The sequence below is a fragment of the Curtobacterium sp. Csp2 genome, from assembly GCF_013347165.1.
In genome coordinates, this window is the sequence record NZ_CP054593.1 from 1,103,511 (window position 1) to 1,115,829 (window position 12,319).

A 12,319-nucleotide genomic window follows, 5' to 3' on the forward strand; every position below is an offset into this window, starting at 1 on the left:
GGGTCGGGGACCGCCCCTACGGACGCTCGGTGTCGTCGAGTGCGCCGCCGGTGAGCGCCGAGAGGCGCTCCAGCCCCGCCTCGGCGACCAGCTGACGGGCGAGGGGGCGGGCGCGGGCGACCGCCTCGCGCACGTCCACCCGTGTGACGTCGTGGTCGACGACGCTCAGCTCGCCGTCGACCCAGACGTCGCGGACCTCACGGCTGCCGGCGACGAAGACGACCGCCTGGTACGGGTCGTGCACGTTCGCCAGCGTGGGGGAGTCGCCGTCGAACACGACCAGGTCGGCGCGCTTGCCCGGCTCGAGCGAGCCGATCTCGGCGTCCATCCGCAGCGCGCGGGCGCCGCCGATTGTCCCCATCTCGAACGCCTCGCGCGCACTCATCGCCGTGGCTTGCAGGTCCCGGACGCGCGCCAGGAGCGCCGCCGTCTTCATCGCCTGCAGGAAGTCCTGCGAGTCGTTGGACGCCGGCCCGTCCACGCCGATGCCGACCGGGACGCCGAGGGCCCGGAGCTCCGCGACCGGGGCGATGCCGCTCGCCAGGATGCCGTTCGCGACCGGGTTGTGGGCGACGCCGACGCCGTTCGACGCGTAGCGCTCGCGGTCCTCCCGGTCGACCCAGACGCTGTGCGCCGCGATCACCGGCACCTGGAACATGCCCGTGGCCTCGGCGTGCCCGATGGCCGTGCGGCCGGTGCGCTGCCGGGCTGCGGTGACCTCCTCGCGGACCTCGTGGAAGTGCACGTGCACGCCGTGGCCGCCGGCGACCGCGTAGTCGACGTGCTCCTGCCAGGTGTCGTCGGTGTACCGCCCGATCGACGACACCCCGACCCGGAACGTGCTGTACCGGCTGGCGTCGGCGGCCTCGCGCAGGGCCTCGAACTCCTCGAGGATCGGCGTCGCGCCGAAGTCCCGGTCGACGTCCCCGGAGCCGAACGACACCACGCCGCGCAGACCCAGGTCCTCGAGCGCCGCGACGACCCCGGGGGTCGCCGGCTCGTCGGGCATCGGGTCTGCGCAGAACATGTCGTTCGCGGTCGTGACACCGCTCCGGAGCAGCTGGATGCCCTGCAGCACGGTGCCGGCGTAGGCCTTCTCGCGGGTCATCACCGGGTTGACACGGCCGATCAGTGCGGTGAGCCACTCCCACAGGGTGTACTGCGAGCCGATGCCCGTGATGAGCCCCTCGCTGAAGTGCCCGTGCGTGTTCACGAAGCCCGGGGTCACGACGTCGTACGCACCCCCGCGGACCGGGGCGTCCGGGTGGGCGGGGGACAGCTCCGCGAAGGTGCCCACGGCGGCGATGCGGTCCCCGTCGAGCAGGACGGCGCCGTCGCGGATCGCGGCGGGGGTGGCGGCGTCGTCCGGTGCTGCGGTCAGCACCCAGCCGGCGCGGATCAGGGTCTGTGACATGGGGCGAACCTAGGGTGCGCGTGTTTCGCGGGTGTCACCGCGGGGTTTCCCCGAGGGCGCGGTGCGGGCGGTCGGAACGGGCGCGGTCCGCGGAGCCGGCGCGCCGGGACTGGGAGCGGGCGAGTCAGGACCGCGGGGCTGGTCGGTCTCGGTGACCACGTTCGGGGAGACGGTGCGGACTAGGGGGTCGGCGAGGGCGAGCTCGTGGCGAGTTCGTCAAGGTCACCGTCCGCGCACGCTGACTCGCCGTCGATGCTGTAGCCACCCTCGGTGGACGCGAGGAAGTCGATGCTGGTGACCGGACCGCCCCGTCCGGACACCCTGAGGTCCGGGTCGTCGCCGCCGCTGCGGTACCGCTTCGTCGTGATCCCCAGGCTCTGCCAGAACGACTCGACCTTGCGGAGATCGTCCCTCGGGTCATCCGCGCCGGGCCGCTGCTCGACGTACACCCAGGTGACACCGCCTGGGTCCTCGGCATCGCCGGACCCGTCCGAGCCCTTGCACAGACCGAGCCGCGGTCCGCTGAGGACCTTCCAGTCCCCGTCGACGATCGCCGCGGTGCGGTCGACCGCGTCGGTGATCGACTGCTTCGCGTCGTCCGACGAGACGGCGCGGTGCGGGGACGTTCCGGACTCCACGGGTTCCCCTGCGCAAGCGGTCAACAGGGACACGGCCAGAGCTGCCACGACCGCCGAGCAGAGGCGCTCCGGGCGGAGGCCGTGCACCGACCGCGCGGCGACACCGTCCGACCCGAGACCAGCCATGTCGTCCCCCTCCGACCTGGTGCGAGCGTACACAGGCACGAGCCCGGGGCGTCCGCCGTCACGCCCCGGAAACAGGCGGCTGCTAGAACCGTCGCATGCTGACCGTCACCGGTGCCCGCCGTGTCCTCGTCGACCCCCGCACCGAACGGGACGGTGACGTCGTCGTCGACGACGGCAGCGACCTCGAGACCACGCTCGACGCGTCCGGGTGCGTCGTGACGCCCGGCCTCGTGAACGCCCACCACCACCTGCTGCAGACCGCGTTCCGGACGCTGCCGGGCACGCGCGGTGTCCCGATGGCGGAGTGGCTCCCGACGATGGCCGCGGCGTACGCCCGGGCGGGGCACGATCCCGAGCTGTACGGACTGGCCGTGTCCGCCGGAGCCGCGGAGGGCCTCCTGTCCGGCGTCACGACGATCGCCGACCACCACCTGAACTGGCCCGCGGACGCGACCACCGACGACACCGTGGAGCTCGCGGGCGCGACGGTCGACGCCGTCCGCGGGCTCGGCGGGCGGCTCGTGTTCGTCCGGGGGTCGGCGCGCGACGACCCGGAGCGCGCCGCCGCGTCGGCGGACGCGATCGCCGGGCGGCTGCTGCACGAGCGCGCCGTCGGCGGGGTGGACCCGGACGGGCGGCTCCAGGTCGCGGTGGGGCCGGCCGGGGTGCACTCGGACGGCGAGGCGACCTTCCGGGCGCTCGGCGAGGTCGCGGCGCAGCACGGGTTGCGGCGGAGGACACAGGCGAACGAGCAGGTGGACACCGCCATCGCCCTCGAGCGGTACGGGCGGCGGCCGCTCGACCTGCTCGAGGAGTGGGGGTGGCTCGCACCGGACGTGACGATCGCGCACCTGTGCGACGTCACCGTCGACGAGGTCGCCCGGCTCGCGGCAGCCGGGGTGAGCGCGACGCACGCGCCGGGGTGCGACGTGCCGATGGGGTGGGGGATCGCCCCGGTCGCGGCGCTGGCGCAGGCGGGGATCCCGGTCGGCCTCGGGACGAGCGGGGGCGGCAGCAACGACGCCGGGCACCTGCTCGCGGACGGCCGGCTGGCGATGCAGGTGTCGGCGCTCGTCGGGCCACAGCTCCCGGCACGGCAGGTGCTCGGGATGATGACCGAGGGGTCGGCGGCGGGACTCGGACGCCCGGAGCTCGGGCACCTCGGGGTGGGCTCCGCGGGCGACCTGTGCGTGTGGGACGTCTCGGGCGTCCCGGACGCGGGCGTTGCCGACCCGGTCGCCGGGCTGCTCTGGGCGTCCCCGGGGCGGCGGCCGAAGCACGTGGTGGTCGGCGGGCGCGTGGTCGTCCGGGACCACCGGCTCGTGACGGGGGACGAGCGCGAGATCGCGGCGCGGCTCACGGAGCGGCTTGCGCGCACGCCGGTGTGACGGCGGCGGGCCGGGTTCGAACTCGGGAGCACGGATCGAGGTCGAGGGTGCGGATCGAACCACGTTCCCGACGTCGAACCAGCAGCAGCGCCTGGTTCGACGTCGGATTCCTGGTTCAGAACGGCAACCCGCCCGCCCGCTCAGCCCGATGCCGCCGCCACCGCCCGCCGGTGGATCGGCCCCGCCCCGCCGGCGAGCGCGCCACCCGGAGCACCCCGACGCACGGCGATCACCTCGGCCGTGATCGCGACCGCCATCTCGGCCGGGGTCTCCGCGCCGATGTCGAGCCCGATCGGGGACCGCAGCCGCCCGAGGTCCGGCGTGCCGAGCGCGCGTAACTCCGCCGTCCGCCGTTCGTGCGTCGCACGGGAGCCCATCGCCCCCACGTACCCGGCACCGCGGCGGAGCGCGAGGTCGATCACCGCGGCGTCGAACCGCTCGTCGTGGGACAGGACGACGACCACCGTCGACGCGTCGATCGGCAGCCCCTCGAGCACCCGCGTCGGCCACCCCACGATGCGCTCGTCCGCGGCGGGGAAGCGCTCGTCGGTCAGGAACACCGGCCGCGGGTCGACCACGGTCACGGCGTGCCCGAGCACCGCCGCGGCGTTCGTCACGGCGACGGCGAACTCCACGGCCCCGACGACGATGCACCGCGGCCGGGCGTCCGCGCGCTCGACGAACACCCGGCCACGGCACCCGTCCGGCGCGGTGACGACCGCACCGAGCGTGTCCGCCTCGAGCGAGACCGCGAGCGACGTCGGCACGCCCGACGCCGCCCGACGCAGGACGTCCACGACGGGGTCGCCGGGGACGATCCGCCGCACCAGGACCTCGATCCGGCCCCCGCAGCGGAGCGCCGGCGCCCACACCGCGTCGGGGTCGTCCGGGTCGTCGTCGAAGCCGAAGCCGAAGCGCTCGAGCACGGGCACGCCGTCCGCGAGCACCTGCTCGGCCGTCACGAACAGCGACCCCTCGACGCAGCCCCCGGAGATCGTCCCGACGACCTGGCCGCCCGGCAGGACGGCCATCGACGTCCCGACCCCGCTGGGCGCGCTGCCGGACATCGCGACGGCCGTCGCGACGACGACGGGGTCGCCGGCGTCGAGCACGGCCAGGAGGCGCGGTGCCAGTTCGAACATCACGCACCCCCGGCGTCGGTCCGGTCCACGGCCGCGTCCTGGAGGAGCGCCCAGACCCGGTCGCGCGTCATCGGCAGGCGGTACGGCCGGACGCCGAGGGCGTCCCGCACGGCGTTCGCGACCGCCGGCGCGACCGGATTGTACGGCGCCTCGCTCATGGACTTCGCGCCGAGCGGTCCGAGCGGGTCCGAGGTGACGGCGAACCGGACCTCCGTGCGCGGCACGTCGGAGATCTTCGGCACCCGGTACGAGCGGAAGGCGTCGGTCGTCACACGCCCGGCGTCGTCGAGCACGACCTCCTCGTACAGCGTCGAGCCGATGGCCTGCGCGGCGCCGCCCTCGACCTGTCCGCGCAGCTGCTCGGGGTTCAGGACCGTGCCGGCGTCGACGGCCTGCACGCTGTGGAGCACGCGGACCTCGCCGGTCGGCCGGTGCACGGCCACCCGGGCGCCGTGCACCGTGAAGGCCAGGGACCGCGGGGTGCCGTCGTGGCTGCCGTGGGCGACGAGCGGTCCCTCGGCGAGCAGTTCGGCGTGCCCGACGAGCTCGTCGCCGACCCGCACCCCGTCGGGCAGCACGGCGACCGCGGGGCCGAGCGGACCGACGGCGGCGCGTGGCGTCCGGGCCGCGACGAGCGTGAGCGCCCTGCCGGTCATCTGCTCGCGCAGGTCGAGCGCGGCGGCGTACAGCGCCCTGCCCGCGACGACCACCCCCGCCGACCCGAACGCGCCCGTGTCGTACCGAGCGGCATCGGTGTCGGACTGGTGCACGTCGACCCGGTCGGGCGTGGTGCCGAGCGCCGTGGCGACGAGCTGGGTGTGCACGGTCGTGGTGCCGTTGCCGAACTCCGCCGTGCCGACCCCGATCCGGTAGCGGCCGTCGGCGGTGGCCTCGACGGACGCGTGGGCGTGGTGCCCGCGGGGCGGCATCGTGGCGATCGCGGCGAGGGCGATCCCGGTACCGTGCGCCCAGTCGCCGGAGTCGTCGAGCACGGGCCCGTCCATCGCGGGGACCTCGGGCAGGGGCGCACGGAGGGCGTCCTCGACCAGGTCCAGGCACTGGTCGAGCCCGTAGCTGCCCTCCCAGCGCAGGTCGTCCTGTTCGTCGGGGTCGGTGACGACGAGCGGGTCACCCGGCACCACGACGTTCCGGCGGCGCAGCTCGAACGGGTCCAGGTCGAGGCGGCGCGCGAGCTCGTCCATCGCCGACTCGATCGCGAAGACGACCTGCCCGAGGCCGTACCCGCGGAACGCCCCGGACGGCAGGTTGTTCGTGTAGACGGACTCGGCGTCGACGCGCTTGACCGGGCAGCGGTACACGGCGACCGACTCGCTGACCGAGTGGAACATCACGCCGACGCCGTGGTTGCCGTACGCCCCCGTGTCCATCGTCTGGTCGACGTGCATCGCGGTGAGCCGACCGTTCGCGTCGGCGCCCAGCCGCACCCGCACGCGCATCGGGTGCCGCGTCGGCGCGATCGTGAGCTCGTCGCGTCGGCTGAACTCGTACTGCACGGTCCGTCCGGTGCGGAGCACCGCGAGCGTCACGAGGTCCTCGGTCAGCATCTCCTGCTTGCCGCCGAACCCGCCGCCGACCCGCTTGGCGACCACGCGCACCCGGGCCGGGTCGAGACCGAAGACGTGCGCGATCTCGTCCCGCACCAGGAACGGGACCTGCGTGGCGGTCCGCAGCACGAGCCTCCCGTCCCGGTCCAGCGACCCGCGGGTCGCGTGCGTCTCGAGCGCGGCGTGCGAGACGCGACCCGTCGACCACGTGCCCTCGACCGTCGCCGCGGACGCGGCGAGGGCGCCCTCCAGGTCCCCGGTCCCGCCGTGCAGGGCGGCGACGACGTTCCGGTCGGGCTCGGCGATGCGGTGCTCGGCGGTGGTCTTGTCGCCGTGCAGCAGCGGTGCGCCGGGACGCCGCGCTGCGTCGACGTCGTGCACGCTCGGCAGCACCTCGTACGTGACCCGGAGCAGAGCGCAGGCCTGCTCGGCGATCCGGACGCTCTCCGCGACGACGGCCGCGACGCGCTGTCCGCGGAAGCGCAGGACGGGGTCGAACACGCGGGTGTCGTCGGGGTCGTCGAGCCGGGAGTCGTGCCGCCCGGTGGAGAACAGCACACCGGGGTCGTCCCGGTGGGTGAGCACGGCGTGCACGCCCGGCAGGGCCTCGGCGGCGCTCGTGTCGATCGCGGTGACGCGGGCGTGCGGGTGCGGGCTGCCGAGGACCGCGAGGTGCAGGAGCGCCTCGGTCCGGCGGACGTCGAGCGTGTACTCCTCGTCCCCGGTGACGATGCGCATCGCCGCGGGTGCCGCGACCGAGGTCCCCACGGCGTCCCCGGCCGTGGCGCAGGCGGTGTTGCGGACCCCGTCGAGGGCGTCCTCGATCGCGCGGTACCCCGTGCACCGGCACAGGTTCCCCTTGAGCACCCGGTGCCGGTCGGCCAGCTGGTCGTCGTCGAGCGTCGACGCCGTGACGACGTACCCGGCGGTGCAGAACCCGCACTGGAAGCCGGGCGCCTCGGCGAACGCGCGCTGCACGCGGTGCGGGTCGGTGGCCGTGCCGAGGCCGGCGGCGGTGGTGACCGTGCGGCCCTCGAGCCGGTGGGCGGGCGTGATGCAGGAGTGCACCGGGACGCCGTCGAGCAGGACCGAGCAGGCACCGCAGTCGCCCGCGTCGCAGCCCTTCTTCACCGCGGTCACGCCGTGCTCGCGGAGCAGGGTGCGGAGGACCTGGCCGGGCTGCGGGGTCGCCTCGAGGGCGGTGCCGTCGACGGTGAGCCTCATCGGACACCACCGGTCCACCGGCTGCCGCTGTGGCCGGTCGCGCCGGCCTCGGCGACGAGCTCCGCGGCGAAGCGGCGCGAGACCCCGCGTCGCCAGGAGGGGGAGCCGTGCGGGTCGTCGTACCAGTCGTCGTGGTCGGCGAGGGCGGCGTCCACGGCGTCTGCGCTCGGGACGGTGTCCCAGCGCAGCACGAGCGGGCGCGGGACGCCGCCGGTGACGACCAGGACGAAGCCGGCGTCGGTGCCGGTGCCCGTGCCGGTGCCGGTGTCGGTGTCGCGGTCGGTGCTGCTCCACCGTGCGGTGACGAGCGTTCCGGTCCGGCCGTGCGGGCTGAGCGAGACCCGGCGGAACCCGGTCTCCTGTCGCAGCGCCGCGGCCGGCACGTCGAACGCACGGACGACCTCGCCCGGGGCGAGCGTGGTCGTGCGCGGTCCCGTCACGAGCTCGGCGACCGGCATCCGGCGCTCCCCGCCGTCCGTCGTCCACACCACGGCCGTCGCGTCGAGCGTGACGAGCAGCGCCGTCACCGCGCCCGCCGGCAGCGCCGTCGCGACGTTGCCGCCGACGGTCGCCGCGTTCCACACCTTGAAGGACGCGAGCAGGGCGTTCACACACCGGTCGACGAGCGGCCAGGCGCGCCAGTCCGGCTCCGGTGTCAGCCGCAGCAGCGTCGCGAGCGTGCACGTCGCGCCGAGCCGCAGCCCGTCCGGCGTGTGCTCGGCGTCCGGCCAGCCGAGGCCCGTCAGGTCGACGAGGCCGGTCGTGTCCGGCTGCTCCTCGGAGTACAGCCAGGTGCCGCCCGCGAGGGGCTGCTCACCGGGGGCGAGCGCGAGGTCGTCGCGGTGCGACGGTGTCCGCACGGTGCGGACGGAGACGAGGTCCATGAGGGGGTCCGATCAGGGTGACGGTCGACGGGTCGGGTGTCGCCGCCGGCCGTCGACCGTGCGCGATCATGCCGCGGTTCCACGCCCCACGGGCAGACCTGGACGCCGCTCGGGGTGCGGACGTGCGCGCCACGGGGCCTCCTCGGGTCGGATCGGTTCGTGGCGGCAACGCTAGGGAACCGGTGTTTCAGCGTCGTTACGGGCCAGCGACGCCCGGGTCACGTCCGGTGCCGGAACCCGTGACCTGATCGACGCACCCCCGAAACAACCGGGTGTCATCGTCGCCGCATGGACACCACCGCCACCGCAGCCCCCGTCACGACCTCCGTCCGCCTCGGCGCGAACCAGTACGGCAAGGCCGAGGTCCGACTCGTCCGGGTGACCCGCGACACCGACCGGCACGAGATCGAGGACCTCACCGTCACGACGCAGCTGCGGGGCGCGGCGCTCGCCGAGTCCTACACCGAGGGCGACAACGCGAAGGTCGTCGCCACGGACACGCAGAAGAACACCGTCTACGCCTTCGCGAAGGAGCACGGCGTCGGCACCCCCGAGGACTTCCTGCTCCGCCTCGGTCGGCACTTCGCCACGGCGTTCGACTGGTACGACGGCTCGACGCTGTCCGCCGAGCAGCACGCCTGGGAGCGCATCGCGGTCGACGGCCGGGAGCACGACCACTCCTTCGTCCGCTCGGGTCGGGGCACCCGCACCGTCGTGGTGCAGGTCGACGGCGACGACGTGCACGTGCTCGCCGGTGTCACCGACCTGACCGTCCTGAAGTCGACCGGCAGCGAGTTCCACGGCTTCCCCCGCGACGGCTACACGACCCTGGCGGAGACCGACGACCGGATCCTCGCGACCTCGGTCACCGCCCGCTGGCGCTACACGCCCGAGGCGGTCGCCGCCGGCATCGACTACGACGCGCTGTACGCCGGGGTCCTCGACCGGATGCTCGCGACCTTCGCGGACCTGCACTCGCTCGCGCTCCAGCAGACCCTGTTCGCGATGGGCCGCACCGCGATCGAGGCGTTCCCGGAGATCGCCGAGGTGCGCTTCTCGATGCCGAACAAGCACCACTTCCTCGTCGACCTCGCGCCGTTCGGCCTCGAGAACCCGGGCGAGGTGTTCTTCGCCGCCGACCGCCCCTACGGCCTGATCTCCGGCACGGTCGTGCGGGACGGCGTCGCCGAGGCCCCGGCCGCGTGGGCGTCGGTGCCCGCCTTCCTGTGACCGGCGACCCCGTGCCGGATCGGCGCCGCGTGGTCGGGGTCGTCCTCGCCGCGGGCGCCGGCACGCGGATGGGCAGGCCGAAGGCGCTCGTGCGGCGCCCGGACGGTGTGCCCTGGCCGACGCTCGCGGTGGAGACCCTGCGCGCGGGCGGTTGCGCCGAGGTCGTCGTGGTGCTCGGGGCCGCCGCCGACCGTGCACGGCCGCACGTGCCGGTCGCTCCCGACGTGCGGGTCGTCGTCGCCGAGGACTGGGCGGCCGGGCCGGGGGCGTCGCTCGCCGCGGGGCTGCGTGCCCTCGGCGACGAGGACACCGCCTGCGTCACGCTCGTCGACCTGCCGACGCTGCCCGCCGCGGTCGTCCGGCGCGTGCTCGGGCCGGGGTCGGACCGCGACGCCCTGCGGCGGGCGGTGTTCGGGAAGCGGCCGGGTCACCCGGTGCTCGTCGGTCCTGCACACCGTGCGGCGCTGCTCGCCGCGGTCACGGCGGACCCGGGGGACCGGAGCGCGGGCGCCTGGCTGCGGCGAGCCGGCGTCACCGGGGTCGACTGCGCCGATCTGTGGGACGGTGAGGACCGGGACCGTGATCGGGACCGTGATGGTTCCGAGCGTTCCGTCCCATCGCAGCTGCCGTAGGAAGCCGAACCGCGCATGGCCGGTCGTTCTTTCCGGCCTGCAACGCGCGGATCAGGATCCGATGCGCGGATCGTCCTCCTCCGCGCGGTTCGGCAGGGCGGGTGGCGGAAGCGACCCCTTGACGGACTGGAGGCGCGGTGCCGGCTGGCATCGCGCCTCCAGTCCGTCGCTGGTCCCGTCGACTACGCGACGGGCTCGCGGACCTGGTCGAGCGTCGGGTAGTCCGTGTACCCCTCGGCGGTCGCGCCGTAGAAGAGCTCCGGGCGCGGCTCGTTGAGCGCCGCGTCCTGCTCCCAGCGCTCGGCGAGGTCCGGGTTCGCGATCGCGGCACGGCCCACGGCGACGGCGTCCGCGAGGCCACCGTCGAGCAGGGTGATCGCCTCGTCGCGGGTGGTCATGGAGGAGAAGCCCGAGTTGGCGATGAACGGCGCGCCCGCGGTGCGGCGGACGTGCTGCACGAGCTCGCTGCCCGGCTCCGCGTTCAGGACGTCCACGAAGGCGAGCCCGAGCGGCGCCAGGCCCTCGGCGACCGCGGTGTACGTGGCCAGCGCGTCGGCGTCGTCCTCTTCGAGCACCCCCTGGATGTTGTGCTGCGGGGACAGGCGGATGCCGACGCGGTCCGCGCCGATCGCCTCGGCGACCGCCGCGGTGACCTCGACGGCGAAGCGCGCGCGGTTCTCCGGGGAGCCGCCGTACTCGTCGGTGCGGGTGTTGGACACGGGGGAGAGGAACTCGTGGACCAGGTACCCGTTCGCGCCGTGCACCTCGACCCCGTCGAGCCCCGCCGCGATCGCGTTGCGGGCGGCGCGGACGAAGCCCTGCACGGCCTCGCGGACCTCGTCGGTGGTGAGCTCGTGCGGGACCGGCATGTCGGCCTTCGAGCCGTCGGCCAGGTGCGTCTGGCCCGGGGCGGCGATCGCGGACGGGCCGACGATGCGCGGGGTGCCGGAGATGTCGGTGTGCGACACACGGCCGCCGTGCATGAGCTGCATGACGATGGTGCCGCCGCGCTCGTGGACGGCGTCGGCGACGCGACGCCAGCCGGCGACCTGCTCGTCGGTCTCGATGCCGGGCTGGCCGGGGTAGGAGCGGCCCTCCTGCACGGGCCAGGTGCCCTCGGTGATGATCATGCCGAGCGAGGCGCGCTGGGCGTAGTGCTCGACGAGGAGGTCGTTCGGGACACCATGGGCCCCGGCGCGCGTCCGGGTCAGGGGTGCCATGACGATGCGGTTGCGGAGGTGGAGTGCGCCGAGGTCGGCGGGTTCGAAGAGCTTCACGGCTCCGTTGAACCACGTGTTGCCGGGCGCAATTCCCCGGGCACGGCAGATGCTCAGCGACCGGGGCACACGAGCGTGCTCGAGCGGACCTGTCCCTCGGGGCGGATCACCGTGTGCTGCGACAGCGGCTGGTGGCAGATCGGGCACGGGCGGTCCACCGAGCGGTCGTCGACGCCCTCGGCGTGCCCGGCGCCGATCTGCGACGGGCCCATCTTCTCGATGAGCGTGCGGTTCCAGCGGTCGTACCAGCTGCCGAAGCGACCCACGGTCCGTCCTTTCGTTCGTACACCAACCATTGTGGCACGAAGGAGTTCGTCAGTCGAGGGTGTCGACCCGACCGAGCAGCTCGGTCAGGTCGTCCTTGAGGCGTTCCAGCCGTTCGAGCGGCCAGCCCAGCCGGTCGGCCACGGCGAGGGGGACCGTGCGCGCCTGCTGCCGGAGGGCACGGCCGGCGGTGGTGAGCGACACCTCGAGCTGTCGTTCGTCCGCTGTGCTCCGGGCCCGGCGGACGTACCCGGAGGCCTCGAGCCGCTTGAGCAGCGGGCTGAGGGTGGCCGAGTCGAGGCGGAGCTCCCCGGCGATCTCGCGCACCGAGCGGGGATCGTGCTCCCACAGGGCGAGCATCACGAGGTACTGCGGGTGCGTCAGGCCCATCGGGTCGAGCAGGTCGCGGTAGAGCCCGATCACGCTCCGGCTCGTCGCGGCGAGGGCGAAGCAGAGCTGGCGGTCGAGCGCGAGCGGGTCGACGTCGGTCGAGGTCATGCGTCCACGGTACTTCGTGCGCGAACGGTCGGCGCGG

The 12,319-nt window shown here is 74.6% G+C and carries 11 protein-coding genes; 3 read left to right on the plus strand and 8 right to left on the minus strand.

The features are described 5' to 3' along the window. Window positions 1–16: 16 nt before the first annotated feature. Window positions 17–1,414 (minus strand): amidohydrolase family protein, encoded by a 1,398-nt coding sequence (locus HUN59_RS05565; RefSeq protein ID WP_174777786.1) that lies wholly within the window; start codon window positions 1,412–1,414, stop codon window positions 17–19. Between the two features lie 179 nt (window positions 1,415–1,593). Beyond that, complete coding sequence (locus HUN59_RS05570; protein WP_174777787.1) at window positions 1,594–2,052, minus strand: hypothetical protein; 459 nt, start codon at window positions 2,050–2,052, stop codon at window positions 1,594–1,596. A 221-nt stretch (window positions 2,053–2,273) separates the two neighbouring features. On the opposite strand from HUN59_RS05570, the gene HUN59_RS05575 reads away from it, so the two are divergent. Further along, a complete protein-coding gene (locus HUN59_RS05575; protein WP_174777788.1) occupies window positions 2,274–3,566 on the plus strand; it encodes an amidohydrolase family protein in 1,293 nt (430 codons plus the stop codon). A gap of 140 nt (window positions 3,567–3,706) precedes the next feature. Here HUN59_RS05575 and HUN59_RS05580 read toward each other — a convergent pair whose 3' ends face one another. From HUN59_RS05580 to HUN59_RS05590, 3 genes are read right to left on the minus strand one after another with little or no spacing between them, the layout of a single operon-like run. Further along, entirely contained in the window at window positions 3,707–4,708 is a 1,002-nt protein-coding gene (locus HUN59_RS05580) for an XdhC family protein (RefSeq protein WP_174777790.1), read from the minus strand. Beyond that, window positions 4,708–7,497 (minus strand): molybdopterin-dependent oxidoreductase, encoded by a 2,790-nt coding sequence (locus HUN59_RS05585; protein ID WP_174777791.1) that lies wholly within the window; start codon window positions 7,495–7,497, stop codon window positions 4,708–4,710. Before HUN59_RS05585 ends, HUN59_RS05580 begins: the two co-directional genes overlap by 1 nt. Then, the gene (locus tag HUN59_RS05590; RefSeq protein WP_174777792.1) at window positions 7,494–8,381 is read right to left on the minus strand and encodes an FAD binding domain-containing protein; all 888 of its coding nucleotides are present in this window, start codon (window positions 8,379–8,381) and stop codon (window positions 7,494–7,496) included. Before HUN59_RS05590 ends, HUN59_RS05585 begins: the two co-directional genes overlap by 4 nt. Before the next feature lie 288 nt (window positions 8,382–8,669). On the opposite strand from HUN59_RS05590, the gene pucL reads away from it, so the two are divergent. Next, window positions 8,670–9,611 (plus strand): factor-independent urate hydroxylase, encoded by a 942-nt coding sequence (gene pucL / locus HUN59_RS05595; RefSeq protein ID WP_174777793.1) that lies wholly within the window; start codon window positions 8,670–8,672, stop codon window positions 9,609–9,611. A 29-nt stretch (window positions 9,612–9,640) separates the two neighbouring features. Beyond that, window positions 9,641–10,243, plus strand: coding sequence for a nucleotidyltransferase family protein (locus HUN59_RS05600; RefSeq protein WP_254629998.1), 603 nt, complete (start codon window positions 9,641–9,643; stop codon window positions 10,241–10,243). Window positions 10,244–10,425: 182 nt separating this feature from the next. On the opposite strand, the gene HUN59_RS05605 is transcribed toward HUN59_RS05600, so the two are convergent. From HUN59_RS05605 to HUN59_RS05615, 3 genes are read right to left on the minus strand one after another with little or no spacing between them, the layout of a single operon-like run. After that, window positions 10,426–11,520, minus strand: coding sequence for an alkene reductase (locus HUN59_RS05605; RefSeq protein WP_174777795.1), 1,095 nt, complete (start codon window positions 11,518–11,520; stop codon window positions 10,426–10,428). A gap of 53 nt (window positions 11,521–11,573) precedes the next feature. After that, window positions 11,574–11,786: a hypothetical protein gene (locus HUN59_RS05610; protein ID WP_114850449.1), complete on the minus strand. Its 213-nt coding sequence runs from the start codon at window positions 11,784–11,786 to the stop codon at window positions 11,574–11,576. A gap of 49 nt (window positions 11,787–11,835) precedes the next feature. After that, entirely contained in the window at window positions 11,836–12,282 is a 447-nt protein-coding gene (locus HUN59_RS05615; protein ID WP_144804593.1) for a MarR family winged helix-turn-helix transcriptional regulator, read from the minus strand. Between the last annotated feature and the right edge of the window lie 37 nt (window positions 12,283–12,319).